This window comes from Mycobacterium sp. NGS24 (genome assembly GCF_059813065.1).
On record NZ_JCALDW010000013.1, the window covers coordinates 112,261 to 138,097 of the forward strand.

24 protein-coding genes are annotated in these 25,837 nt (G+C 68.6%); 14 read left to right on the forward strand and 10 right to left on the reverse strand.

The window, feature by feature from the left end; genetic code table 11:
• Positions 1-13 precede the first annotated feature (13 nt).
• Positions 14-814 carry a hypothetical protein gene (locus AC5Y6Y_RS17680; protein ID WP_473139850.1) on the forward strand — a complete coding sequence of 267 codons (801 nt, stop codon included), beginning with the start codon at positions 14-16 and terminating at the stop codon, positions 812-814.
• Positions 815-835: 21 nt separating this feature from the next.
• Here the strand turns inward: AC5Y6Y_RS17680 and disA are convergent, their stop codons facing one another.
• Genes disA through AC5Y6Y_RS17695 form a run of 3 tightly spaced genes read right to left on the reverse strand, consistent with a single transcriptional unit; the run spans position 836 to position 3,982 of the window.
• Positions 836-1,912 (reverse strand): DNA integrity scanning diadenylate cyclase DisA, encoded by a 1,077-nt coding sequence (disA, locus tag AC5Y6Y_RS17685; protein ID WP_473139849.1) that lies wholly within the window; start codon positions 1,910-1,912, stop codon positions 836-838.
• Between the two features lie 30 nt (positions 1,913-1,942).
• Positions 1,943-3,358 (reverse strand): DNA repair protein RadA, encoded by a 1,416-nt coding sequence (gene radA, locus AC5Y6Y_RS17690; protein ID WP_473139848.1) that lies wholly within the window; start codon positions 3,356-3,358, stop codon positions 1,943-1,945.
• A 51-nt stretch (positions 3,359-3,409) separates the two neighbouring features.
• Complete coding sequence (locus AC5Y6Y_RS17695; protein ID WP_473139847.1) at positions 3,410-3,982, reverse strand: copper chaperone PCu(A)C domain-containing protein; 573 nt, start codon at positions 3,980-3,982, stop codon at positions 3,410-3,412.
• Positions 3,983-4,306: 324 nt separating this feature from the next.
• On the opposite strand from AC5Y6Y_RS17695, the gene carD reads away from it, so the two are divergent.
• The 8 genes from carD (at position 4,307) to AC5Y6Y_RS17735 (ending at position 13,328) form a co-directional block, all read left to right on the forward strand.
• A complete protein-coding gene (gene carD / locus AC5Y6Y_RS17700; RefSeq protein ID WP_065132069.1) occupies positions 4,307-4,795 on the forward strand; it encodes an RNA polymerase-binding transcription factor CarD in 489 nt (162 codons plus the stop codon).
• 18 nt (positions 4,796-4,813) lie between these two features.
• Positions 4,814-5,485: a 2-C-methyl-D-erythritol 4-phosphate cytidylyltransferase gene (ispD, locus tag AC5Y6Y_RS17705; protein ID WP_473139846.1), complete on the forward strand. Its 672-nt coding sequence runs from the start codon at positions 4,814-4,816 to the stop codon at positions 5,483-5,485.
• Positions 5,482-5,961 (forward strand): 2-C-methyl-D-erythritol 2,4-cyclodiphosphate synthase, encoded by a 480-nt coding sequence (ispF, locus tag AC5Y6Y_RS17710; protein WP_463828565.1) that lies wholly within the window; start codon positions 5,482-5,484, stop codon positions 5,959-5,961. Before ispD ends, ispF begins: the two co-directional genes overlap by 4 nt.
• 46 nt (positions 5,962-6,007) lie before the next feature.
• A complete protein-coding gene (gene cysS, locus AC5Y6Y_RS17715; RefSeq protein ID WP_473139845.1) occupies positions 6,008-7,414 on the forward strand; it encodes a cysteine--tRNA ligase in 1,407 nt (468 codons plus the stop codon).
• Entirely contained in the window at positions 7,414-8,343 is a 930-nt protein-coding gene (gene rlmB, locus AC5Y6Y_RS17720) for a 23S rRNA (guanosine(2251)-2'-O)-methyltransferase RlmB (RefSeq protein ID WP_463828567.1), read from the forward strand. Before cysS ends, rlmB begins: the two co-directional genes overlap by 1 nt.
• Before the next feature lie 90 nt (positions 8,344-8,433).
• Positions 8,434-9,354, forward strand: a complete 921-nt coding sequence (locus AC5Y6Y_RS17725; protein ID WP_473139844.1) for a glycerophosphodiester phosphodiesterase family protein — start codon at positions 8,434-8,436, stop codon at positions 9,352-9,354.
• Between the two features lie 70 nt (positions 9,355-9,424).
• Entirely contained in the window at positions 9,425-10,687 is a 1,263-nt protein-coding gene (locus AC5Y6Y_RS17730) for a TetR/AcrR family transcriptional regulator (protein ID WP_473139843.1), read from the forward strand.
• A 19-nt stretch (positions 10,688-10,706) separates the two neighbouring features.
• A complete protein-coding gene (locus tag AC5Y6Y_RS17735) occupies positions 10,707-13,328 on the forward strand; it encodes a helix-turn-helix transcriptional regulator (protein ID WP_473139842.1) in 2,622 nt (873 codons plus the stop codon).
• Here AC5Y6Y_RS17735 and AC5Y6Y_RS17740 read toward each other — a convergent pair.
• From AC5Y6Y_RS17740 to AC5Y6Y_RS17755, 4 genes are read right to left on the reverse strand one after another with little or no spacing between them, the layout of a single operon-like run.
• Positions 13,325-14,566 carry an SLC13 family permease gene (locus AC5Y6Y_RS17740; RefSeq protein ID WP_473139841.1) on the reverse strand — a complete coding sequence of 414 codons (1,242 nt, stop codon included), beginning with the start codon at positions 14,564-14,566 and terminating at the stop codon, positions 13,325-13,327. The two genes, AC5Y6Y_RS17735 and AC5Y6Y_RS17740, sit on opposite strands and share 4 nt — an antisense overlap.
• A gap of 4 nt (positions 14,567-14,570) precedes the next feature.
• The gene (locus AC5Y6Y_RS17745; protein ID WP_473139840.1) at positions 14,571-15,491 is read right to left on the reverse strand and encodes an MBL fold metallo-hydrolase; all 921 of its coding nucleotides are present in this window, start codon (positions 15,489-15,491) and stop codon (positions 14,571-14,573) included.
• Positions 15,491-16,249, reverse strand: coding sequence for a LamB/YcsF family protein (locus AC5Y6Y_RS17750; protein ID WP_463828573.1), 759 nt, complete (start codon positions 16,247-16,249; stop codon positions 15,491-15,493). Before AC5Y6Y_RS17750 ends, AC5Y6Y_RS17745 begins: the two co-directional genes overlap by 1 nt.
• A 24-nt stretch (positions 16,250-16,273) precedes the next feature.
• The gene (locus tag AC5Y6Y_RS17755; RefSeq protein ID WP_463828574.1) at positions 16,274-16,987 is read right to left on the reverse strand and encodes a sensor domain-containing protein; all 714 of its coding nucleotides are present in this window, start codon (positions 16,985-16,987) and stop codon (positions 16,274-16,276) included.
• A gap of 351 nt (positions 16,988-17,338) precedes the next feature.
• On the opposite strand from AC5Y6Y_RS17755, the gene AC5Y6Y_RS17760 reads away from it, so the two are divergent.
• Positions 17,339-18,418 carry an Rv3575c family transcriptional regulator gene (locus tag AC5Y6Y_RS17760; protein ID WP_473139839.1) on the forward strand — a complete coding sequence of 360 codons (1,080 nt, stop codon included), beginning with the start codon at positions 17,339-17,341 and terminating at the stop codon, positions 18,416-18,418.
• 17 nt (positions 18,419-18,435) lie between these two features.
• Here the strand turns inward: AC5Y6Y_RS17760 and kstR are convergent, their stop codons facing one another.
• The gene (kstR, locus tag AC5Y6Y_RS17765) at positions 18,436-19,035 is read right to left on the reverse strand and encodes a cholesterol catabolism transcriptional regulator KstR (protein ID WP_463828576.1); all 600 of its coding nucleotides are present in this window, start codon (positions 19,033-19,035) and stop codon (positions 18,436-18,438) included.
• Between the two features lie 262 nt (positions 19,036-19,297).
• On the opposite strand from kstR, the gene AC5Y6Y_RS17770 reads away from it, so the two are divergent.
• The gene (locus tag AC5Y6Y_RS17770; protein WP_473139838.1) at positions 19,298-21,415 is read left to right on the forward strand and encodes an acyl-CoA dehydrogenase family protein; all 2,118 of its coding nucleotides are present in this window, start codon (positions 19,298-19,300) and stop codon (positions 21,413-21,415) included.
• Between the two features lie 15 nt (positions 21,416-21,430).
• Here the strand turns inward: AC5Y6Y_RS17770 and AC5Y6Y_RS17775 are convergent, their stop codons facing one another.
• Positions 21,431-21,964 (reverse strand): hypothetical protein, encoded by a 534-nt coding sequence (locus tag AC5Y6Y_RS17775; RefSeq protein WP_463828578.1) that lies wholly within the window; start codon positions 21,962-21,964, stop codon positions 21,431-21,433.
• 73 nt (positions 21,965-22,037) lie between these two features.
• Positions 22,038-23,108: a 2Fe-2S iron-sulfur cluster-binding protein gene (locus AC5Y6Y_RS17780; protein WP_473139914.1), complete on the reverse strand. Its 1,071-nt coding sequence runs from the start codon at positions 23,106-23,108 to the stop codon at positions 22,038-22,040.
• A gap of 172 nt (positions 23,109-23,280) precedes the next feature.
• Between AC5Y6Y_RS17780 and hsaA the strand changes: the two genes are divergently transcribed.
• From hsaA to AC5Y6Y_RS17795, 3 genes are all read left to right on the forward strand, one after another.
• Positions 23,281-24,465 (forward strand): 3-hydroxy-9,10-secoandrosta-1,3,5(10)-triene-9,17-dione monooxygenase oxygenase subunit, encoded by a 1,185-nt coding sequence (gene hsaA / locus AC5Y6Y_RS17785; protein WP_463828579.1) that lies wholly within the window; start codon positions 23,281-23,283, stop codon positions 24,463-24,465.
• The gene (gene hsaD, locus AC5Y6Y_RS17790) at positions 24,462-25,337 is read left to right on the forward strand and encodes a 4,5:9,10-diseco-3-hydroxy-5,9,17-trioxoandrosta-1(10),2-diene-4-oate hydrolase (RefSeq protein ID WP_473139837.1); all 876 of its coding nucleotides are present in this window, start codon (positions 24,462-24,464) and stop codon (positions 25,335-25,337) included. The genes hsaA and hsaD overlap by 4 nt, the downstream gene beginning before the upstream one ends.
• Positions 25,334-25,837: VOC family protein (locus tag AC5Y6Y_RS17795; RefSeq protein ID WP_499930125.1), on the forward strand; the 504-nt coding region annotated here is incomplete at its 3' end. The genes hsaD and AC5Y6Y_RS17795, both read left to right, overlap by 4 nt.

Consider the following 25,837-nt stretch of genomic DNA (forward strand, 5'->3'; position numbering starts at 1 on the left):
CTACCGTGGGAATGTGCTGGATCTGGAACCACGAGGCCCGCTACCTACCGAGATCTACTGGCGGCGCAGGGGACTTGCCCTGGGCATCGCGGTCGTCGCGGTCGGGATCGCCGTAGCCATCGTCATCGCATTCGTCAGTAGTAACGCCGGAGCGAAGCCTGCTGACAAGCCGACCTCGGCTCAGGGACACCCGGGGTCGGACGCACCCCAGGCGCCGGGGGCGCAGTCGCCGCAGCCGGCCGGACAGACGCAGGCCCCGGCCGGCGCGCCGCCGGGAACGATCAACCCCGAGTCGCCCACGCCGACGGCTGCGGTGCAGCCGCCACCGGTGCTCAAAGAGGGTGACGACTGCCCGGACTCGACGCTGGCGGTCAAAGGACTGACCAACGCGCCGCAGTACTTCATCGGCGACCAGCCGAAATTCACGATGGTGGTCACCAACATCGGGCTGGTGTCCTGCAAACGCGATGTCGGAGCCGCCGTGCTGGCCGCCTACGTGTACTCGCTGGACAACAAGCGGCTGTGGTCCAACCTGGACTGCGCGCCGTCCAACGAGACCCTGGTCAAGACGTTCACCCCGGGCGAGCAGGTGACCACCGCGGTGACCTGGACCGGCATGGGGTCCGCGCAGCACTGCCCGCTGCCACGACCGGCGATCGGACCCGGCACCTACAACCTGGTCGTCCAGCTCGGAAATCTGCGCTCACAACCGGTTCCGTTCGTGCTGAACCAGCCACCGCAACCACCCGGGCCTGCCCCCGCACCGGGACCCGCCCAGGCACCGCAACCCGAGGCGCCGCCGTCGGGAGGATAGCCGCCGGGGAGCACTGACTTCTCAGTGATCCGCGATCGTGGACTCGGCCAGTTGCGAGAGTCCTTCGCGCACGTGTCGGGCCCACATCGCCCCGATGCCGTCGACGGACTGCAAATCGTTGGCGCTGGCCGCCAGCAGCCCCTGCAACGTTCCGAATGACCGCACCAGCAGGTCGACGTGGGCGAACTGCAGCCGGGGGATGCCGTCCATGGCGCGGTAGCCGCGCGGGCTCAGCGCCGAATCCTGTGCCTCGGCGGTCGTCGGATACCCGAAGACCTTGGCCAGCGCGGTCAGTTCGAGCAGGTCGGTGTCCGACAGCGCGTCCAGCTCGTTGAGCGTGGCGGCGATCTGTGCCGTGGTCGGCGGTTCAGGGTTGGCGTGGTAGTCGCGCACGATCAAATCGCGGGCGGTGTCGTTGCCGCCCAGCAGTTCCTCCAGCTGTAGGCGCAGTTGGCGGCCGTCGGTGCCCAGCTCCACAGCGTCGGAGTCGATGGCCAGGCCGATGCGGCGGACCAGCTCGAGCCGCTGCACCACCGTCATCACGTCGCGCAGTGTCACGAAATCTTCGATCTCGGCCCGTGAGAGCTGCCGGCTGACCTCGTCCAGGCGTGTCTTGTACCGTTCCAGGGTTGCGATGGCCTGGTTGGCCCGGGACAAAATGGTCGCGGAATCGGCCAGGACGTGGCGTTCGCCGCCGACGTACACCGTCACGATGTTCATCGAGTGGCTGACCGAGATCACCGGGTAGCCGGTCTGGATCGCGGACCGTTCCGCCGAGCGGTGCCGGGTCCCCGACTCGTCGGTGGGTATCGACGGGTCCGGGACCAGCTGGACGTTGGCCCGCACGATGCGGCTGCCGTCGGTCGAGAGCACGACGGCGCCGTCCATCTTGCACAGTTCGCGCAGCCGGGTAGGTGCGTAGCGCACGTCGAGCGAGAAGCCGCCGTCGCAGATGGCTTCGACGCTCTCGTCGTGGCCGAGCACGATCAGGGCGCCGGTGCGGCCGCGCAAAATGCGTTCCAGGCCGTCGCGCAGCCCGGTGCCGGGGGCTAGACGGGCGACAGCTTCACGCAGGGTCGGACGGGTCACAGCGTGCATTCTGCTATGCCGCGCGGTTCGGCGGGACCCTTATGCCGAGCCGCCCGTCGGCGGGTTCGGTCGCGGCCGGGCGGCGCGGTGATCGGCGATGGCGACGATGTGGTGCATCGCCTCGCCGATGGTGGCCGCACTCAGCGCCCGCATCCCCGTCGGGACGGCAGCGCAACCCGGTGGAATCAGCGCCACGGTGAAGCCCTGCCGGGCAGCCTCGGTCAGCCGCCGCTCCATGCCGTGGACCCGGCGCAGGTCGCCCGCCAGGCCCACTTCGCCGATCATCACCGCGGTGGTGGGCAGCGGCAGGCTGTGGTACGCCGAGGCCAGCGCCGTGGCGATCGCCAGGTCCGCCGACGGTTCGGTCAACCGCATGCCGCCCACCGTCGACAGATAGATCTCGGTGACGCCCAGCTTCAAATCGGCGTGCTTTTCCAGCACCGCGGTGATCATCGCGGCCCGGGAATGGTCGATACCGCTGACCGCCCGCCGCGGCGAACCGCCGTTCGGGACGGCCAGCAAGGCCTGGACTTCCCCGATCAGCGGACGCTTCCCGTCCAAGGTCACCGTGATCGCGGTGCCGGGCACCGGGGTCGGCCGCTGGTCCAGGAAGAGGTGTGAGGGATCGGAGACGCCTTCGATGCCGTTGTCGTGCATCAAAAAGCAGCCGACCTCATCGGCAGCGCCGAACCGGTTCTTGATCCCTCTGACCATCCGCAACGATCCGTTGCGGTCGCCTTCGAAGTGCAGCACCACGTCCACCAGGTGCTCGAGCGAGCGCGGCCCGGCGATCGCCCCTTCCTTGGTGACGTGACCGACCAGAATCATCGCCACGCCACTGGTCTTGGCGACGGCGGTCAGCGCGGCCGTCACGGCACGCACCTGGGTGACCCCGCCGGCCACGCCGTCGGCCTCGCTGGTCGACATCGTCTGTACCGAATCGACGATGACCAGCGCCGGCCGCACCGTCTCGATATGGGCCAGGACGGCGTGCAGGTCGGACTCGGCGGCCAGATAGACCTCGTCGAACGTCCCGCCGCCGCCGATCCGGTCGGCGCGCAGCCGTATCTGCCCGGCGGACTCCTCGCCGGAGATGTACAACGCGCGTTGCCCGCGCTGCGCCCAGCGGTGGGCCACCTCGAGCAGCAGGGTGGACTTGCCCACCCCGGGGTCCCCGGCCAGCAGCGTCACCGAGCCGGGCACGACACCGCCACCCAGTACCCGGTCCAGTTCGCCGACCCCGGTGCGACGATGCCGGCTGCTGTCGGGCTCGACCGAACTGATCGGCACGGCACGCGACGATGACGGGGGCGAGCGCCGGCCACTGCCGACCGCAGTCAGGACAGCGGATTCTTCAACGGTGCCCCAGCTGCCGCAGTCCAGGCAGCGGCCCACCCACTTGGCGCTGACATGACTGCATTCCGAGCAGCGGTATTGCGAACGCGCATTAGCCACGCCGTGACGCTATCGCCGGGGGGTGACAGATCCCGGTATCGACAGGCTGATTCAGGAGTGGTGCGGCGCGCGTTCCTGCGCCTGCTCCACACCGGCCGAAATCGGTACCTGGACGCTGCGCTCGCCGGCCTTTTCGAACTTGAAGCTGAACTGGTAGGTGAGGCCGTTGGTGATCGGCTTGGACAGGTTCACGGTCGCTTTCGCGACGCCGTTGGCTCCCGGGGGCCCCGGCGCCACGGTCTGACCGTCCGGTGTCCCGACGAACAGCATCCCGGCGGCCGGCAGCTTGGGGTCCCCGGACAACGTCACCTGCCCGATGTCGCTGGTGATGCCGGTCAACCGGTCGGCCTCGTACGGCGAGCTGTTGACGGCCACCAGCACCAGCTCCACGGTGCGGCCGGGCTGCAGGGAGTCACCGGTCTGCGCGGCCTGGATCCGGATGTCGCGCAGCGCCACGTTGCCGATGGTGAGCCGGTTGCCGTTGACGGCGGGTTCCTGGGCGGCGGTCTGCGAGATCTGGCCGGTCCCACAACCACTGAGCACGGCCGCCGCCACACCAGCGGTTGCCACCCAGGTGGTCAGCTTGGCCAGGCGCAGCGGCAGTCGGATGTTGAAGCGGTTCACTCAATGCCTCCTGGTCCCGGATTTCAACTATGGACAGTAGTAGCAACGCATCGTCGGCGGTAGCGGGGACACCCGATATCGAGTGCCGGCCAGCTTGTGCCCGGTGCCCGCTGAACTCCGGCAGGGGCCGGCCAGATATTCTCGGAGGGCGGATTCGGGCCCGTGCCCAAGGGACTGAATGCGCCACCGAAGATGGTCCCCCTGCACGTCCTGGCCCGCCTGTCAAGACCTAATATGCACCCGGCGTGCCTCTGACCTGCACCGTTGTTCCCCACGCGTCGGGCCCGCGTGTTAGACTCAACTAACGAAAGGGGCTCGAATCAGATGATCTTCAAGGTCGGTGACACCGTTGTCTATCCACACCACGGTGCTGCGTTAGTCGAGGCGATCGAAACTCGAACCATCAAAGGGGAGCAAAAAGAGTATCTCGTCTTGAAAGTCGCGCAGGGCGACCTGACCGTTCGAGTCCCGGCGGACAACGCCGAGTACGTCGGTGTCCGTGATGTCGTGGGCCAGGAAGGCCTCGACAAAGTTTTCCAGGTGCTGCGTGCTCCGCACACCGAAGAGCCCACCAACTGGTCCCGCCGGTACAAGGCCAACCTCGAGAAGCTCGCCTCCGGCGATGTCAACAAGGTGGCCGAGGTCGTGCGCGACCTGTGGCGGCGCGATCAGGAGCGCGGTCTCTCGGCGGGCGAGAAGCGGATGCTAGCCAAGGCGCGCCAGATCCTGGTCGGCGAATTGGCCCTGGCTGAGAGCACCGACGAGGCCAAGGCGGACACCATTCTCGACGAGGTCCTGGCCGCCGCCTCCTGAATTCCCCGGAGCTCGTAGGTGAGCGCGGGAAAGGTCGTCGCGATAGTCCCGGCCGCAGGGTCCGGGCAGCGTCTGGCCGCCGGCGTCGCTAAGGCGTTCTATCAACTCGAAGGCCGTTCGCTGGTCGAGCGCACCCTCGAGGGTCTGCGGGCCTCCGGCGTGGTGGACTCCGTGATCGTCGCGGTCCCGCCCGATCGCACCGACGAGGCCAAGCTGATCCTGGGACACCTCGCCACGATCGTGGCCGGGGGGCCGACCCGCACCGAGACCGTGCAGTTGGCGTTGTCGGCGCTCGGCCAACCGCCGGAGTTCGTCCTGGTGCACGATGCGGCGCGGCCGTTGACACCGCCGTCGCTGATCGCGCGGGTCGTCGAAGCGCTGCGGGAGGGTCATCAGGCGGTGGTACCCGGCCTGCCGTTGGCGGACACCATCAAGGCCGTCGACGCCAACGGCGTGGTGCTGGGGACGCCGGAGCGGGCCGGTCTGCGCGCGGTGCAGACGCCGCAAGGTTTCGCCACCGAGCTGCTGGTGCGCGCCTACCAGCACGCCGGCACTGCCGGCTTCACCGATGATGCATCGCTGGTGGAGCAGATCGGCGGCCGGATCCAGGTGGTCGACGGCGACCCGCTGGCCTTCAAGATCACCACCCAGCTGGATCTGCAGCTGGCCAGGTCGGTGGTGCGGACGTGATTCAGCAGCCACGCGTCGGGTTGGGTGTCGACGTGCACCCCATCGAACCCGGGCGGCCGTGCTGGCTGGTTGGCCTGCTGTTCCCCAGCGTGGACGGCTGCGCCGGACACTCCGACGGCGACGTCGCGGCGCATGCGCTGTGTGACGCGGTACTGTCTGCCGCCGGGCTAGGTGACATCGGTGGCGTCTTCGGCGTCGACGATCCCCGCTGGCAGGGCGTCAGCGGCGCCGACATGCTCAGGCACGTCGTCCAGCTGCTCGCCGCGGAGGGCTACCGGGTGGGCAATGCGGCGGTCCAGGTGATCGGCAACCGGCCGAAAATCGGCCCGCGCCGTTCCGAGGCGCAGGCGGTGTTGTCGCGGTTGCTCAACGCGCCGGTATCGGTGTCGGCCACGACTACCGACGGGCTCGGTCTCACCGGACGCGGCGAGGGTCTGGCCGCCATCGCGACCGCGATGGTCATTCCGCTCCGCTAGGCCGCGCGGCGCCCCGGCCGCGGTGCAGGCAGTAAGCTGGCACGTCGTGACCGATCGTGCCGTCCTGCGGCTCCATGACACGGCAACAGGTGCCGTGCGTGATTTCGTGCCGATCCGGCCCGGCCACGTCTCCATCTACCTGTGTGGCGCGACTCCGGACACGCTGCCGCACATCGGGCACGTCCGCAGCGGTGTGGCCTTCGACATCCTGCGCCGCTGGTTGATCGCTCGCGGCTACGAGGTCTCGTTCATCCGCAACGTGACCGACATCGAGGACAAGATCCTGACCAAGGCCGCCGCGGCGGGCCGGCCCTGGTGGGAGTGGGTGGCCACCTATGAGCGAGCCTTCACCGCCGCCTACGACGCGCTCGGTGTGCTGCCGCCGTCGGCGGAGCCCCGGGCCACCGGTCACATCACGCAGATGGTCGAATTAATGGAACGCCTGATCGAAACCGGTCATGCGTACGCCGCCGCCGGCGATGTGTACTTCGACGTCCTCAGCTACCCCGAGTACGGCCAGCTCTCCGGGCACCGGATCGACGACGTGCACCAGGGCGAGGGCGTGGCCACCGGCAAGCGCGATCAGCGCGATTTCACCCTGTGGAAGGGGGAGAAGCCGGGCGAGCCGTCGTGGCCTTCGCCGTGGGGGCGCGGGCGTCCCGGCTGGCACCTGGAATGTTCGGCGATGGCCCGCACCTATTTCGGACCGGAATTCGACATCCATTGCGGTGGAATGGATTTGATCTTCCCGCACCACGAGAACGAGATCGCGCAGAGCCGCAGCGCCGGCGACGGGTTCGCTCGTTACTGGCTGCACAACGGCTGGCTGACCATGGGTGGCGAGAAGATGAGCAAGTCGCTGGGCAACGTGGTGGCCATCCCGGCGATGCTGCAACGGGTGCGACCCGCCGAACTGCGCTACTACCTGGGCAGCGCGCATTTCCGCTCGATGCTGGAATATACCGAGACCGCACTGCAGGACGCGGTCAGCGCTTATGTCGGGTTGGAGGACTTCCTGCACCGGGTCCGCAGCCGAGTCGGCGCCGTCGTACCCGGCGAATGGACCCCGCGCTTCGCCGCCGCGCTCGACGACAACCTGTCCGTGCCGATGGCGCTGGCCGAGATCCACCAGACCCGTGCCGACGGCAACCGCGCGCTGGACGCCGGTGACCACGAGGGCGCGCTGCGCAGCGCGTCCTCGATCCGCGCGATGATGGGCATCCTGGGTTGCGATCCGCTCGACGAGCGCTGGGAATCCAAAGACGAGACATCGGCCGCGCTGGCGGCGGTGGACGTGCTGGTCCAGTCCGAATTGAAGAATCGGCAGAAGGCGCGCGAGGAGCGCAACTGGGCACTGGCCGACGAGATCCGGGACCGGCTCAAGCTGGCCGGTATCGAGGTCACCGACACCGCCGACGGTCCGCAGTGGACGCTGAGCGGTGGCGGCAAGTAGTGGCCGGCAACTCGCAGCGCCGCGGGGCGATCCGCAAATCCGGCTCCAAGAAAGGGCCGACCGTCGGCTCGGGTGGCCAGCGTCGCCGCGGACTGGAGGGGCGCGGACCCACGCCCCCGGCGCATCTGCGCCCGCACCATCCGGCGGCCAAGCGGGCCAAGCCGCAAGCCCAGCGCCCGGCCCGCAAGGTCGACGAGACCGAAACGGTACTGGGCCGCAATCCGGTCCTGGAATGCCTGCGTGCGGGGGTCCCGGCGACGGCGCTCTATGTCGCACTGGGTTCGGAGGCCGACGAGCGACTGACCGAATCCGTATCCCGCGCCGCCGATTCGGGCATCGCGATTCTCGAGGTGCCGCGCACCGACCTGGACCGCATGACGGCCAACCACCTGCACCAGGGCATCGCGTTGCAGGTGCCGCCCTATGACTACGCCCATCCCGACGATCTGGTCGCCACCGCACTCGCCACGCCACCGGCAATGCTGGTGGCGCTGGACAATATCTCCGACCCGCGCAACCTCGGCGCGATCGTGCGTTCGGTGGCGGCGTTCGGCGGCCACGGTGTGCTGATCCCGCAGCGCCGCTCCGCCTCGGTGACCGCGGTCGCGTGGCGCACCAGCGCCGGGGCGGCGGCCCGGATACGGGTGGCCCGGGCGACCAATCTGACCAGGACGCTGAAGGATTGGGCCGGACGGGGCCTGCGGGTGGTGGGTCTGGACGCCGGGGGCGACACAGTGCTCGACGATCTGGACGGCACCGATCCGATGGTGGTCGTCGTCGGCTCCGAGGGCAAGGGACTGTCGCGGCTGGTGCGGCAGAACTGCGATCAGGTGGTGTCCATCCCGATGGCGGGTCAGACCGAATCGCTGAACGCCGCGGTCGCCGCCGGGGTGGTGCTCGCCGAGATCGCGCGCCAGCGCCGGGGGTGACTTTCCCTGGCCGAGCAGACGCAAAAGCTCCGGAATCTTCGGCGTGTCGCGGGCTTTTGCGTCTGCTCGGCAATAGCGGGGGCGGCGTGGGTGCCGGTGGCGTCGGCGCAACCGGTCGGCTTCGATGTGCAGGCCCACGCGGGGGGCCGCGGTGAGACCACCGGCGAGTCGCTGCGTGCCTTCCGCAAGGCGGTCGAAACAGGGGTCAGCACAATCGAATTGGATGTCGGGATCACCAAGGACGGCCAACCTGTGGTGTGGCACGACGCGGTCATCGAGGCCACTGCCTGTGCCGACACCGCGCCGGCGTTCACCGGTGACCCGGCCTATCCGTACGTGGGCAGCCAGGTGCACGAGCTGACCCTGGCGCAGCTCCGCACCTTGGACTGCGGCCGGCCCGACCCGCAGTTTCCCGCAGCAGAAGTGGTGTGGGGCAACAAGATCGCCACCTTGTCCGAAGTGTTCGCCGACACCGGGTCGGCCGGTGTCGGGTACAACATCGAAACCAAGGTGCAGGCGGATCGGCCGGGGGCCACCGCCGGCCCGCAGGAGTTCGTCGACGCCGTGCTGGCCGCGGTCCGGGCCGCCGGCACCACGGACCGGGTGCAGATCCAGAGCTTCGACTGGCGCACGCTGCCGCTGGTGCGCCAGGCCGAGCCGTCGATTCCGTTGGTGGCGTTGTGGAGTGCGCAAACCTGGGTGCCGGGTTCACCGTGGACCGCTCACATCGATCCGGGGATCGTGGGTGACCCGATGCTCGGCGCCGCGATGGTCGGGGCGGACATCCTGTCGCCGGACTACCGTCTGGTCGACACCGCCTTCGTTGCTCGAGCGCACGCGTTGGGACTCAAGGTGATTCCCTGGACCGTCGACGACGCCGAGGCGATGCGCGAGCAGATCGGCGCCGGGGTGGACGGGCTCATCACCAACTATCCGACGCTGTTGCGTACCGTCCTGGCCGATCTCGCACTGCCGGTGATGTGGCGCGACCGCGCACCCCGCGGTTCCTGATCGAGGCGCCCGGAGCCGAATGAGCACGTTCGTCCCTCCGTACCCAGGCCGCGCGGCTACGGTGATCTACATGCCCCAGGCGCGCCGCACCTCCGCCAAGGAAGTCAAGCGGCGTCCGAAGGACCGCAAGGAGCAGATAGCCCGCGCTGCCTCCGACGCGTTCAGCGAACTGGGCTATCACGCGGTGAGTATGGAAAACATCGCCGCCCGGGTGGGGATTTCCGCGGCGGCTCTCTACCGGCACTCCCAAGGCAAGTACGACCTGTTCCGGGATGCTGTGCTGGCACTCGGGCAGCACCTGGTCGACGCAACCGATTTCGCGGAGAACCTGTCCGACGACGCCGATCCCGGTGAGACCGTCCGGCTGTTGATCGGTGCGCTGATCGAAACCACCATCGCCAACCGCACCGCCGGGGGGTTGTACCGCTGGGAAGGCCGCTACCTGCACGGCGCCGACCAGAGCGCACTTGCCGATCAACTCAAGTTGGTCAACCGCCGCCTGCAGCGACCCCTGATGGAGCTGCGGCCGAAACTCACCTCGCACCAACGCTGGAGCTTGTCGGCCGCGATTCTGAGCGTGATCGGCAGCATCACCGACCACCGTTCCCGCCTCAGCAACGGCGAGATTCGGGAGACCCTGAACGACATCTGCGCCGCGGTGCTGCTGACCGACCTGCCGACCCGGCGCGGGACTGCGGCCCGCACGGCGCCGCCGGCCCCGTTCTCGGGCACGGGCGGGGAGTACGAACTGTTGTTGCGCGAATCGATGCGGTTGTTCTACGAACGTGGCTACCGGGAAACCGGGATGGACGACATCGCCTCCGCGGTCGGCTTGCCGGTGGGCAGCATCTACCGTTACTTCCCCGGCAAAGCCGACATCCTCGCCGTGTCGTATCGGCGGATGGCCGATCAGTTGCTCGCCGATCTGTCCACCAGCCTGGCCGCCAACAGCGACCCGGAACAGGCGCTTGCACAGCTGGTCGACGCCTACGTGGCGCGGTCGCTGGCCAATCCCGAACTGGCGTGCGTGTACTACACCGAGCGACACAACCTGCCCGAGACCGATGCGATCCTGCTGTACAACATTCAGCGGTCCACCGTCGAATCCTGGGCGCGCCTCGCGGTGGAGGCGCGACCGGAGCTCAAGATCGGGCGGGCGCGATACGCCGTGCACGCCGCGTTCGCACTCGCCGTCGACATCGGCCGGCTCATACACTTCGACACCGACCAAGCCGCACGCCTCACGGTCCGTCGGCTGATGGAGGTCACTTTGCTGGGCAGGCCGGCCGTCGTGCCACCGAAGGCGGGCCGCGCCACCATCCGACAGCGCTGACGAACGTTATAGTCGCGGGGTGATCGGCGCCGCGCCGTTGACCGGGCGTGCCAGCGAATTGGCAGCCATCCGCCGTGCCCTCAGCGGGACCGGTGCGCAGGCGGGCGTGCTGATCGCCGGGGCGGCGGGGGTGGGAAAAACCTGGCTGGCGCGCGAAGTGTTGCGACAGGCCAAGATCGCGGGTGGGCGTACCCAGTGGATCGTAGGCACCGAGTCGGCGCGGGCGCTGCCGCTCGGCGCGTTCATCGGTGTGCTGAGTGAGCCGGTCGACCCGTGGCAGAGCGTGCGACGGGTAATCGATTCCTTTGTGCTGCAACAGGATCGAGGCCGAGTATTGGTGGGTGTCGATGACGCGCACCTGCTCGACGGGTTGTCGGCCCTGGTTGTCCACCAGCTGGCCCAGTCCGGCGGGGCGCGGCTGGTGGTCACCATGCGTACCGGCGGCGCGGAACCCGACGCCGTCACGGCGTTGTGGAAAGACGGCCTGCTGACCCGCCTGGATCTGGAGCCGCTCTCGGCCGAGGCGACCCGCGAGGTGATCGAGACCACGCTCGGCGGCCCCGTGGACGCCCGCAGTGCCGCCCGGTTCCGGCAGCTCACCGGCGGCAACAGCCTGTTCCTGCGGCAGTTGCTCGCCGACCAGCTGGCGGCCGGTCGGATGCGGAACCTGGCCGGGGTCTGGATCTGGGACGACGATGTTGCGGTGTCGGCGAGCCTGTCCGACACCGTGATGCGCCAGATGGGCCGGCTGGATCCGCCGATGGCGATGGTGGTCGACGTCCTGTCGCAATGCGAGCCGTTGCCCGTCGACGTGTTGTGCGACCTGGTGAGCCGCGCTGATCTGCACGCCGCCGAGCGGATGGGACTGGTCACCGTCGAGCGCACCGGTGCCGCATTGACGGTCCGGCTGGCGCACCCGTTGTTCGGCGAACTGCGCCGTGCCGTCGCGGGCGAGATGCACCTGTCGGCGATCCGCGGCCGGCTCGCGACGCGGCTGGCCGACGACAGCGACGCCGACATGCAGGCCACCGTGCGCCGGGCGCTGCTGCGCCTCGAGTCCGATCTCGGTCCGGATCCCGTGCTCTATCTGGAATCGGCGCGTCACGCCATGACGCTGCTGGACCTCGATCTGGCCGACCGGTTCGCCGCCGCGGCGACCCGGGCAGGCGCACCCGGTGCGGCGGCGGTGCGGGCGATGAACCTGGTTCTGCTGGGCAGTGGCGATCAGGCGGAGGAGGCGCTGCGTCAGCTCGCCGACCTGCCCGACGGTCAGCACTGGGCGACCGTGCGCGCAGCCAACCTGGTCTGGATGCTGGGCCGGCCTGCGGAGGCGGCCGCCGTCCTGGACGGCCTGGCGGCCGGGTCCGAAACGCCGGCTCAGTCAGCCGAGCGCCTGGCGGTGCAGGCCTGTCTGGATGCGGTATCGGCGCGCTGCCGGGATGCTGCCCAAAATGCTTGCGCCGCCTTGGAATCCACCGTACTGCCGGACTTCCACGCGATGATGGCGGCGCTGGCGTTGATCATGGCCAGGGGAGCGCTGGGTGAGGTCGACGACCTCACCGTGCTGGCCGATCAGGCGTTGCGGCGTGCGACGACGTCGTTCGAGGCCTCGCACATGAGGTTCTGGTTCGGAGCGGTGTACGGCCGGGCGTGCCGGCTGACCGGTCGGATCGCCGAATTCGTCGACATGGCAACGACATTGGCTGATTCGGCGCGCGATGTTCCCGGCCTGGCCTATGCAAATCTGGCGTGCCTGTTGAGTAACGTCGAGTTGGCCCGCGGAGCGGTCGCCGACGCCGCCCGGCTGGGTCACGAAGCACTTGCCGGAGTGCATAAGCATGCCGTCACCACCGGTCTGCGGCCGGCCACCTTTTTCGCGTTGGCCGAGGCGCACGCCAAACTGGGTCAGGCAGCTGACGCCGCCGAAGCGGTCGCGTCGGCGCGGTCCTGCGTACCGCCGGACTTCCTGTTCATGCACACCGGGCTGGCGGTGGCGGTCGGCTGGGGGCTGGCTGCCGACGGGCAGTTGCGCGCAGCCGTGACCGAGGTGCGGCGGGCTGCGGAAATTGCCCGCGACCGCGGGCAACCCACCCATGAACTGGCCTGTATCCAGGCTGCGGCGCAGTGGGGCGACACCGCGGGTGCGGGGCGCGCCCGCGAGTTGGCCGAGACGTTGTCGCTGCCACTGGCGGATGCGGTCGCGGCGCACACGGCGGCGTTGGCGGCCGGTGACGGTACGGCTCTGCTGGCGGCGTCGGCGGCCTACCGCGCCATCGGTGACCGGGCCGCCGCCGCCGATACCGCGGCGCAGGCTTCCGTGGCATTCACCGGCAGTCAGCAACAGCGACGCGGGCTCTATGCGGCGGCACTGGCCAAGGAACTGGCGGTCGAGTGCGGCGGACTGCACACGCCGGCGCTGCGAACTCCGGCCGGGCTCAAGCTGTCCGGTCGGCAGCGCGATGTCACCGAACTCGTCGCGGCCGGTCTGTCCAACCGGCAGATCGCCGAGAAGCTGGTCATGTCGATACGCACCGTGGAAGGCCACATCTACCGCGCCTGTCAGCGGGTGGGGGCACAGTCCCGCGAGGAACTGGCGGCGATCATCCGATCCGGCCCGGGCGGGCCACACCGCGGCGGTTAGATACCCAGTACCCGCACGGCTGCCCACAACGCCAGCACCGCCACCAGCAATGCGGCCGGCACTGTGCACAACCCCAGGAGGGTGTACTCCCCGACACCGGGCTCGACCCGGTACTGGCGCAGCACCCGTCGCCACAACAGGTTGGACAGCGAACCCACGTAGGTCAGGTTTGGTCCGATGTTGACGCCGATCAACACGGCCAGTACGGCCGCAGGTCCGCCGGCGGCGACCAGCGGCACCAACACCAGCGTTGCCGGCAGGTTGTTGACCACATTGGCCAGCACGGCCGCCAGGGCCGCGACGCCGAGCAGGGCCGCCAACCCGGAACCGGCCGGGACCAGGGCCGACATCGTGGCGGCCATGCCGTTGAGCATGACGGCTTGTACCACGATGCCCAGCGCGGGCACGAACACCAGAAACGGAATGTTGAGCGAGTGCAGTATCTCGGTGACCGTCGTGCGCCGGTGCCGCAGACTGCGGGTAGCCAGCACCGCGGCACCGCACAGCGCAGCCCATGCCGGCGGGATGTCCAGGTACTCGGCCACCGCGAAACCGGCCAGCGTCGCACCCACCACCACCAGCACGAACACCGGTGGACGCGGTGGCGGTCCGAGATCCGCGCGGTCGGGTTGGGTGCGCAGGTCGCGGACGAAGAACAGCCGGAACGCCACGTACACCGTGCCCGTCGCGGCCAGCCACGGCAACGCCATCAGTTCGGTGAACTTGACGAACGAAAGGTGGGCACCGCGGTAGGCGAGCAGGTTGGTCAGGTTGGACACCGGAAGCAGCAGCGAGGCCGTATTGGCCAGGTGCGCGGTGGCGTAGGTATACGGCAGGACCGGGGTCCGCAACCGGCGCACGGTGGCCAGCACCACCGGGGTCAACAGCACGACGGTGGCGTCGAGGCTGAGGACCGCGGTGATGATCGCCGAGATGACGAATACCTGCCGCAGCAGCCCGTAGGACCCCGAACCGGTGCGCGCCATCGCCGCACCCGCTGCTTCGAACAGCCCTTCGTCGTCACACAGCTTGGCCAGCACCAACACCGCGCCCAGGAAGGCGACCACCCGGCCGAGGCCGGACACCTGGGCGCCCGCCTGGTGTGGCGAGATCGCGCCGACCGCCACCAGAATCGCTGCCGCCGGTACGGCCGCCACCGCCTCGGGCAGGCCCCGGGGGCGTGCCACCGCGCACGCGAGCACGACAGCCAGCAGCACCAGCGAGAGGGTCAGGGTCAACGGTCTAGACCCAGGGATCTTCGCGCCGCCACAGCGTGGGCATCTGCACGGCAACGCCGTCCTCGGCGGCCAGCTCGTCGAGGACGCGGATCGACACACCCAGGTCGTCGCCCGCATAGGGCAAGGCGCGCAACGGTTTCGACAGCGGACGGAAGAAGTCGTCCCAGTGGATCAGGACGACCCGTCGTGCCCCGACCGCCCGCACGGTCTGGTTCCAGTACTCGACGAGATAGGACCGCGGCTGCAGACCCAGCTGGCCGACGCTCAGATAGGCAACGTCGGCCGGTCGGTTGTGCAGCGCACCGGCGACGTAACCGGCGCTGCCCTGGATCAGCAGTCGCCGGCCGGACGGCAGATGGTGAATGAGCGCGGACCACGCTTCGCCGCACCGGTAGGCCGACGCCTGCACCGGCGGCACCACCGGGGCATCGATCACTCCCGGGAACCGGTCGGGCGGGCAGTGATGCGACTCGATCAGCGTTACTTCGAAGGCGCCCAACATGATCGGCTCACCGGAAACCGCCACCGTCAGGCGGTCGTCGGCCAACCCGTGCCCGCGGCCCACATTGGCCGCCGATTCACCGCCGACCAACCGGGCACCGGTGCGCTCGGCGACCAGCGCGGAATCCATGACGTGGTCGATGTGGGTGTGCACCGGTATGACGGCGGCGAGTCGGGTGATCTTGGCCCGCGCCAGGCAACCGTCAACGCGCGCAGGCGAAGGCGCCACCTTGCCGGCCACCACCCGCGCCAGTCCGGGGCGGGAGAAATAACCGTCGGTCAGCAATGCCGACGATCCGTCGTCCAGGAGCAGGGTCGCCACCCCCATCCACATCACTGACAGTGGCGAGTCAGGTGCTGCGACAGGCACATCGAACCGATGTGAATATCGGCTGAGGTCGGGACGCCCCAGTTTGAGCCGCACTAGCAGCAGGCCTTCAACTCGACGCCGGCGGCGATCAGCGCCTCGCGCACCGCGGTCGCGATCTGCACCGCGCCCGGCGAATCGCCATGCACACAAACCGATTCCACCGTTACCGCGATCGGGGTGCCGTCGACGGCCGGCACCTCACCCGAGGTCACCATCGCCGCGACCCGCCGCGCGATCGCCGTCGGGTCGTGCAGCACCGCACCCGGTTCGCGGCGGGGCACCAACCGGCCATCCGGGGTATAGGCGCGATCGGCGAAAGCCTCGGCGACCGTGCGCAGCCCGCGGCGTTCGGCTTCCTCGAAGAACGCCGAACCCGTCATGCCCAGCACCGGTAGCGCGGCGTCCACGCGCTGAACCGCGTCCGCCACCGCAGCGGCCTGCTCGCGGTGGGTGACGATGGTGTTGTACAGCGCGCCATGGGGTTTGACGTAGGACACCGTCGAGCCGGCTGCCCGCGCCAGCGCCTGCAAGGCGCCGATCTGATAGATCACGTCCGCGCGCAGGTCTTCGGCGGCGACGTCGATGAAGCGTCTGCCGAACCCGGCGAGGTCGCGGTAACTCACCTGAGCACCGATGCGCACACCGCGCTCGGCGGCCGTGCGGCACACCCGCAGCAGCCCGGCCGGGTCGCCGGCGTGGAAGCCGCACGCGACGTTGGCACTGGTGACGATTCCGAGCATGGCGTCGTCGTCACCCAATCGCCAGATGCCGAATCCTTCCCCCAGGTCGGCGTTGAGGTCGATGCTGGCCACGGGCTCAGCTTAGGCGCGGCGTTCCTACAGCTTGGCGATGTTGCCCGCGATCTTGTTGGCGATGTCCACGGCCGCGGTGCCGGTCTGGTTGAAGGCGCACGTCACGATGTCTATGGCGATGTTGTTGCGCACGGTCAGGGCGTGCTGGCAGGTCCAGCCGTCCCCGCGTTCCTGGACCTTGGTGGTGCTCAACATGCTGTTCTCGTTGTTCACGTCGCCGACGGTCCAGGTGATGTCGGACTGGTTGGGGCTGACGTCGTTGAAGCGCCGGTTGGCGCACGATTTCCAGCTCTGCACCGAGGAGTTGTAGAAGTTGCTGGCGTCCTGGGCGTTGGGGAACGCCACGACCGCCTGCAGCGTGTAGAACTTGCGGTCGCCGGTGTCGTCGACGCTGTCGTCGAGCCGCTGTCCCCGCATCGCGGTCCACCCGGTGCCGGCATACACCTTGTCCTGCGCGGCACTGTCGACTGCCAGGCAGTTCGTGTCGGTCACGTTCTTGCTCCAGTCCCACATGGACTTGGCGCTGAACCACACCTTCATCGAGGTCGCGCCCAGGGCGCTGTTGATCTGGCTCGGGTCGAGCAGCAGGTTGTCCAGCGCGCTCACCGATATCGGAGTCTGATTTGCCAGACCGGCCTTGTCACCTGCCAGGGCCTTACCGTCGACGACGTCGGTGCAACCACTGACGAGGGTGCATGCTCCTACCAGCGCGGCCACCGCGACGATCTGCTGACGCACTGTTCCCCCTTCCCGCCTCGCCGGCCGCACGGGGCTGGCGCGTAATCAGCTTATGCGGTGCTGGTGCCGATGTCGCCCGCGTAGCCAGCAAAAATGATGGATGACGCAAGAGATGCCGGCCAGGAACACCGAAACAGGCACTCCTGGCGCCAGGGACAGCACGATTCCCCCGACGGTGGCAGTCTCGGCAAACGCCCGCGGGCCGGCGCGGACCCACCGGACAGTGCCGCGGCCAACGCGCTGCGGCGGGTGATTCCCACACAGAGACATAAGTGAAAATCGTTTCCATCAGAAAGTTGAGCGGCACTGTCCCGCAGCGGCGGTCGGGACGGCGCGGTAGCGTCACCGAATGTGAGTCCAACACCGCGCAGGCGGGCGACTCTGGCGTCGTTGGCGGCCGAGCTCAAGGTATCTCGCACCACGATCTCCAACGCCTTCAACCGACCGGACCAGCTCTCCCCTGAACTCCGGGAGCGGGTGCTGGCCACGGCGAAGCGGATCGGTTACGCGGGGCCGGACCCGGTGGCCAGATCGTTGCGCACCCGCAAGGCCGGCGCCGTCGGACTGGTGATGACCGAAGCGCTGACCTACTCGTTCAGCGACCCGGCGGCCCGGGATTTCGTTGCGGGACTGGCCCAGTCGTGCGAGGAACTGGGTCAGGGGTTGTTGCTGGTGGCTGTCGGGCCGGGACGCAGCATCGAGGACGGCACCACGGCGGTGCTGGGTGCCGGGGTGGACGGGTTCGTGGTCTATTCGGTGCGCGACGACGATCCCTATCTGCAGGTCGTGCTGCAGCGCCGGTTGCCGGTAGTGGTGGTCGACCAGCCGATCGGGTTGCCGTCGGTCTGCCGGGTGGGTATCGACGACCGCGCGGCTATGCGCGAGCTCGCCGAATACGTACTGGGCCTGGGTCACCGTGAGATCGGCCTGCTGACCATGCGGCTGGGCCGCGACCGGCGCCAGGGCCTGGTGACTGCCGACCGGTTGCAGTCGCCGATCTTCGACGTGCAGCGGGAACGCATCATCGGGGTGTGGGAGGCGATGACGGCCGCCGGCATCGACCGGGAGTCGCTGACCGTGGTGGAAAGCTACGAGCACCTGCCCACTTCCGGCGGCGACGCGGCCAGCGTGGCGCTGCAGGCCAATCCGCGCATCACCGCGCTGCTGTGCACCGCCGACATCCTGGCCCTCTCGGCCATGGATTACCTTCGCGCACATGGCATTTATGTGCCGGGTCAGATGACGGTCACCGGCTTTGACGGGGTCGACGAGGCGATCGGCCGGGGGCTGACGACGGTGGCGCAGCCGAGTTTGCACAAGGGCCGGCGCGCAGGCGAATTGGTGCTGCAGCCGCCGCGCTCGGGCCTGCCGGTGGTGGAACTGCTTGCTACCGAGTTGATCCGGGGACGTACCTCGGGTCCGCCGGCCTAGCCGACCGGACGGCCCGACTAGCAGTTCTCGTGATCGCCGATCAGAAGTCGGACCGCGAGGTCGAGGCGCTTGCTCACGTCGGTGGCCGACGCGCGGCGGGTGAGCCACGCCAGCAGGTTGGACAGCCACACATCGGAGATCACCCGGGCGATGTGGTACTGGTCCTCGGTCGGCTCACCGTCGCTCATCGCCCGGGCGAACATGGAGTCGATCAGCTTCTCCACCTGGTCGACTTCGCTGGCCGCCGAGGCGTCGGCGAACACGTAGGCACGCGTCATCGCCTCGGTGAGCAGCGGATTGCGCTGCATCGCGCGATTGAGCTTGCCGACCATGAAGTTGAGTCGCTGGAACGGGGTCCCGCCCGCCACTGCGGAGCGATCGGTCTTGGCATCGATGCGGCTGAATTCGCGGCCCAGGGCCGACACCAACAGGTGCACCTTGGACGGGAAGTACCGGTACAGGGTGCCGACCGCGACGTCGGCACGATCGGCCACCGCGCGCATCTGCACGGCCTCGTACCCGCCTTTCGACGCGATGGCCATGGTGGCGTCCAGGATGCGTTTGCGCCGTTCGCGTTGCGCTTCCGAACCCAGTTCCGACTCAGCAAGTACCGCCACGTTCAGCACCTCGCGAGGTTGGTTGACGGAACCGCTGGCATTCGCTGGCGACATGTGGCTGGCGACTCCTGGTGTGGGCGATCTGTTCGCAAACGATACGCATTCTCGGCGTGCATCTCCCACCTCCCCGCAGTCGGGACAGCGACGTGTCCTGGCCTGATTACCGTCGACTTGACGGTTGATCGTTTCCACTATTAGAACACGTTCTAGTGGGCATGAAAGACTGTGTGCCCGGTGAACTTGATGACGCTGAGGAGTGCTCGTGGTAGCGACCGTCACCGACGAACAGTTCGCCGCGCGCGAGCTGGTGCGCGACTGGGCCCGCAGCGCGGCCGCGGGGGAGCCCGCCGTCGTCCCGGCCCGAGCGGTGGAGCAGGGGGATCCCGACGCCTGGCGGCCGGTTTTTTCGGGCCTGGCCGACCTCGGCTTGTTCGGGGTCGCCGTGTCCGAGGAGGCCGGGGGCGCCGGGGCGGGCATCGAGGATCTGTGCGCCATGGTCGAGGAGGCCGCCAAGGCGCTGGTGCCGGGGCCGGTCGCCACGACCGCGTTGGCGACCCTGCTGGTCGCCGACCCGGAACTGTTGGGCGCGTTGATGTCTGGTGAACGTTTCGCCGGGCTGGCGCTGGACGGCGACGTGCAGTTCGACGGCGAGGCGGCCTCCGGCACGCTGCCGTGGGTGCTCGGCGGTGCGTCGGGCGGGTTGTTGTTGGTGCCGGCCGACGGCAAGTGGGTGCTCGTCGATTCCGACGCCGACGGGGTGACGCTGGAGCCGCTGCGCGCCGCGGACTTCTCCCGCCCGCTGGCCCGGGTGAAGCTGACGTCCGCCCGGGCCGTCCCGCTCGAAGCCCCGCGCGGGCGGGTCGAGGACCTGGCAGCGACGCTGCTGGCCGCCGAAGCCGCGGGCATCACCCGATACGCCCTGGAAACTGCCGTCGCCTATGCCAAGGTGCGGGAGCAGTTCGGCAAGCCGATCGGCAGCTTTCAAGCGGTCAAACACCTGTGCGCGCAGATGCTGTGCCGCGCCGAGCAGGCCGAGGTGGCCGCCGGTGACGCAGCCCGCGCGGCCTCCGATCCGGACCCCCGGCAATTCGCCATCGCCGCAGCCCTGGCGGCCGGTCTGACCATCGACGCCGCGAAGGCCAACGTCAAGGACTGCATTCAGGTACTCGGCGGCATCGGCTGCACCTGGGAGCACGACGCGCACCTCTACCTGCGGCGGGCGCACAGCATCGGCCGGTTCCTGGGCGGTGCGCAGCGCTGGTTGCGCCGGGTCGCGGCGCTGACCCAGGACGGGGTCCGCCGGCAACTGTCCATCGACCTGACCGAGGTAGAAGGTCGGCGGGCGGAGATCGCCGCGGCGGTGGCCGAAGTGGCGCAACTGCCGGTGGAGCAGCGGCAGGCCGCGCTGGCCGAGGCCGGCCTGCAGGCGCCGCACTGGCCGGCGCCGCACGGGCGTGGGGCCGGCCCGGCCGAACAGCTGCTGATCGATCAGGAGCTGGCAGCGGCAGGCGTCGAGCGTCCGGACCTGGTGATCGGCTGGTGGGCCGCGCCGACCATCCTCGAGCACGGCACCCCGGAACAGATCGAACGGTTCGTGCCGTCCACCCTGCGCGGCGACTTCCTGTGGTGCCAGCTGTTTTCCGAGCCGGGAGCCGGTTCCGACCTCGCGTCGCTGCGCACCAAGGCGGTGCGCGGTGACGGCGGTTGGCTGCTCACCGGGCAGAAGGTGTGGACATCGGCCGCCCACAAAGCCGCCTGGGGGGTGTGTCTGGCCAGGACGGACCCGGACGTCCCCAAGCACAAGGGCATCACGTACTTCCTGGTGGACATGAAGGCGCCGGGCATCGAGATCCGGCCGCTGCGCGAGATCACCGGTGACTCGCTGTTCAACGAGGTGTTCCTGGACAACGTGTTCGTTCCCGACGAGATGGTGGTCGGCAAGGTCAACGACGGTTGGCGGCTGGCCCGCACCACCTTGGCCAACGAGCGGATAGCGATGGCCAGCGGAACCGCACTGGGCAACCCGATGGAAGAGCTGCTGCGGGTCCTGGCCGAGATCGACCTCGACGTCGCCCAGCAGGACCGGCTGGCCGGCCTGATCCTGTTGGCCCAGTCCGGGGCGTTGCTGGATCAGCGCATCGCGGTGCTGGCAGTGGGTGGCCAGGATCCGGGGGCGCAGTCCAGCGTGCGCAAGCTGATCGGTGTGCGCTACCGCCAGGAGCTGGCCGAATTCATGATGGATGTGTCCGAGGGTGGCGGGCTGGTGCACAACCGGGCGGTCTTCGACTTCCTGAACACCCGGTGTCTGACGATCGCGGGCGGCACGGAGCAGATTTTGCTGACCGTCGCTGCCGAGCGGCTGCTGGGTCTGCCGCGCTGAGGCGGGGGCGGACCGTCAGGTGATCGGCGTCTGCGCGCAGGTGCTGGGCGAGGTGAGGTTGACGCCGGGATAGACGACCTGGATGTGCGTGCACACGTACACCAGCGTGTTCGCCGACATCGGCTTTCCCGTCGACCAGCTCGTCGAGTTGATCACGCCGGTCGTCTGGTACTTGTCGGGCGGGCCGTCACCGAAGTACTGCGTGGTGATCGTGTCGATTCCGCCCTCTTTGAACACCCGCTCGAACTGGCTGGTGGCGTGCACGTCCAGATACGCCAGGCGGTTGTTCGACCGGATCTCGGTGGTCTGGCGGGCCCACAGGCCGGACGGGAACCCGGCCGGGCCGTCGGGTGTGCGCAGGTTGGCCCCGGCGACGAAGTCGCAGGTGCCGCCACCGTGGCAATTGACGTAGGAATGTGTCTCGATCTGGCTCGCCTCGTCGACGGGGAACAGGGTGGTGGCGGCGTTGTCGCCGGCCGCCGCGACGGGAACGGGCGACCACGTCAGCAGCACGCCTGCGGTCGCCAGAGCCGGTACCAGACGCTTCATCCCGCTTCCCCTTCCCGGTCCAGCACAGTCTCGTCTACCGAAGCAGATTTGGGGTGAGATTGACAGGGCGCGATCACTCGTCGTAGGTGACTTCCACCGAGTCCGAAGCCGGGTGGGCCTGACACGCCAGGATCAGCCCCTCGTCGAGATCCTGCTGTTCGAGCACGTCGTTGACTTCCATCGTGACGTTGCCGGTGCGCAGGGTGGTCGCGCAGGCACCGCAGTGCCCTTCCCGGCAGGAGAACGGGGCGTCGAGCCCCCGGGCAAGCAGCACATCGAGCAGTTTGGCGCTGCGCGGCCACGACACCGTGTGGGTTTCGCCGTCCAGTTCGACCACCGCGGTCGCCGGTCCGGCGTCGTCGTCGGCGCTGTCGTCCAGGGTGACCGCCGCGAAGGGGTCGGATTCCAGCGACTTGAACACCTCGATATGCACTTGCCGCGCAGGGACATTCAACGATTCCAGGGCCAGGCGCGCCGCCTCCATGAACGGGCCCGGCCCGCAGATGAAGACCGGCCGGCTGGTGAAGGGGGTGGCCAGCCGGGCCAGCGCGGCGGCACCCGGCAGTCCCTGCAGGGACTCCAGCCAGTGCAGCACCGTGAGCCGATCCGGATACTTCGCCGCCAGGTCGCGCAGCGTGGCACCGAAGATCACCGAGTTCTCGTCCCGGTTGGCATAGACCAGGGTCACCTGACCGCTGCCTTCGGACAGTGCCGACTTGCAGATGGACATGATCGGGGTGATCCCGCTGCCGGCGGCCAGCAGCAGGAAGTCGTCGTCCAGGGTTGTGGGCACGAAGGTGCCCGACGGGGCCAGCAGATGGATGCGCATGCCTTTGTGGGCGTTGTCGCAGAGCCAGTTGGATGCGTAGCCGTCGGCGGTGCGTTTGACCGTCACCGTCAGCGCGTCGTCGGTGAACGGCGAGCTGCACAGCGAGTAGCAGCGGGCCACCGACCCGGTGCGGTCGCTGGGTACCCGCAGGGTCAGAAACTGGCCGGGTGCGTAGCGCAGCCGCTCGGCCGGGATGGCGGCGTCGTCGGGAACGGCGAATACCAGCGATCGCGCGTCGTCGGTCTCGGCGACGACATCGGCGATCTGCAGCTCCAGGACATGGTCGCCGAGCGGCTCGTCGGGTACTCGGTCCAGATCCGCCTGGGTCAAGGCGCGCCCTCTCTTCGGTCAACTAGAACATGTTATAGAAAACCCGATTCGCATCTCTACCAGCCGCAGGAATACCCTGCTCGACACAAATCGGAACGTGTTCTAGTCTTTTCTCTACGTGCGACTCAGCCCGCGCTCCCACAGGAGGCAAACGTAAGTGACCACCATTCAACAGCGTGATGCGCAGCAGGTGTTAGCTGCCATCGACGATCTGCTGCCGCGGATCCGCGAACGCGCTCAGGCGACCGAGGATCTGCGCCGGCTGCCGGACGAGACGGTGCAGGAACTCGCCGAGGTTGGCTTCTTCACGTTGTTGCAGCCCGAGCAGTGGGGCGGCCTGCAGTGCGACCCCGCCCTGTTCTACGAGGCGGTGCGCCGGATCGCCAGCGCCTGCGGCTCCACCGGCTGGGTGAGTTCGATCCTCGGGGTGCACAACTGGCACCTGGCGCTGTTCGATCAGCAGGCCCAGGAAGAGGTGTGGGGCGAGGACACCGCGACGCGGATCTCGTCGTCCTACGCCCCGATGGGCGCCGGCGTCGTCGCCGACGGCGGCTACCTGGTCAACGGTTCATGGAACTGGTCGTCCGGTTGCGACCACGCCACGTGGGCATTCCTGGGCGGGCCGGTCATCAAGGACGGCCGTCCGGTCGACTTCGGCAGCTTCCTGATCCCGCGCAGCGAGTACCGCATCGACGACGTCTGGCACGTGGTCGGTTTGAAGGGCACCGGCAGCAACACCGTCGTGGTCAAAGACGTCTTCGTGCCCCGGCACCGGTTCCTGTCGTACAAGGCGATGAACGACGGCACCGCCGGCGGGTATGAGCGCAACACCGCCCCGGTCTACAAGATGCCGTGGGGCACCATGCATCCCACCACCATTTCGGCGCCGATCGTCGGTATGGCCTACGGCGCCTACCAGGCGCACGTCGAGCACCAGGGCAAGCGGGTACGTGCCGCGTTCGCCGGCGAGAAGGCCAAGGACGACCCGTTCGCCAAGGTGCGGATCGCCGAGGCGGCCAGTGACATCGACGCGGCCTGGCGTCAGCTCAGCGGCAACGTTGCCGACGAGTACGCGCTGCTGTCCGCCGGCAAGGAGATTCCGTTCGACCTGCGGGCCCGCGCGCGGCGGGACCAGGTGCGTGCCACCGGTCGCGCGATCGCGTCGATCGACCGGCTGTTCGAGGCCTCCGGTGCGACCGCGCTGGGAATTGAGCAACCCGTGCAACGCTTCTGGCGCGACGCGCACGCCGGCCGGGTGCACGCGGCGAACGACCCGGAGCGGGCCTACCAGATCTTCGGTAACCACGCGTTCGGGTTGCCGCCCGGCGACACGATGGTATGAGCACAACGGACGAGCTCACCTTCGAGTCCACCTCGCGGTTTGCCGAAGTCGACGTCGACGGTCCGCTGCGGCTGCACTACCACGAGGCGGGGGTCGGCAACGGGCAGACGGTGGTGCTGTTGCACGGCGGCGGGCCCGGTGCGTCGAGTTGGACGAACTTCTCCCGCAATATCGCGGTGCTGGCCGAGCAGTTCCACGTGCTGGCGGTCGATCAGCCGGGGTACGGGCACTCCGACAAGCGTGCCGAGCACGGCCAGTTCAACCGCTATGCGGCCCGGGCGCTCCACGGACTGTTCGAGCAACTTGACTTGAAACGCGTTCCGCTGGTTGGCAATTCGCTGGGCGGCGGCACTGCGGTGCGGTTCGCGCTGGACTATCCGGAGTTGGCCGGACGGTTGGTGCTGATGGGTCCGGGCGGTCTGAGCGTGAACCTGTTCGCGCCCGACCCCACCGAGGGCGTCAGACGGCTGGGCAAATTCTCCGTCGAGCCGACCCGGGAGAACCTCGAAGCATTTCTGCGCGTCATGGTCTACGACCAGAAGCTGATCACCCCCGAACTGATCGACCAGCGTTTCGAACTGGCCAGCACCCCGGAGTCGCTGACGGCGACCCGCGCGATGGGAATGTCGTTCTCCGGCGCGGATTTCGAGCTCGGCATGATGTGGCGCGAGGTGTACAAACTGCGTCAGCCGGTACTGCTCATCTGGGGCCGCGAGGACCGGGTCAACCCGTTGGACGGCGCACTGGTGGCACTCAAGACGATCCCGCGGGCTCAGCTGCACGTGTTCGGGCAGTGCGGACACTGGGCCCAGGTGGAGAAGTTCGACGAATTCAACAAGCTGACAATCGATTTCCTGGGAGGTGCGAGATGAGCATCCGGTCACTGGGCTATCTGCGCATCGAGGCCACCGACATGGCCGCCTGGCGCGAGTTCGGGCTGAAGGTCCTCGGCATGATCGAGGGCAAAGGGGCTACCGAGGGCGCCCTCTACCTGCGGATGGACGACTTCCCGGCCCGGTTGGTGATCGTCCCGGGCGAGCAGGACCGGCTCATCGAAGCCGGCTGGGAATGCGCGAATGCCGCTGGGCTGCAGGAGATCCGCAACCGGCTCGACATCGAGGGCACGCCCTATAAGGAAGCGACCGCCGCCGAACTGGCCGATCGCCGGGTCGACGAGATGATCCGGTTCGCCGACCCGTCCGGCAACTGCCTGGAGGTTTTCCACGGCGCCGCCCTGGAGCACCGTCGGGTGGTCAGCCCGTACGGGCACACGTTCGTCACCGCGGAGCAGGGTCTGGGGCATGTGGTGCTGACCACCCGCGACGACGAAGAGACGTTGCACTTCTACCGGGATGTGCTGGACTTCAAGCTG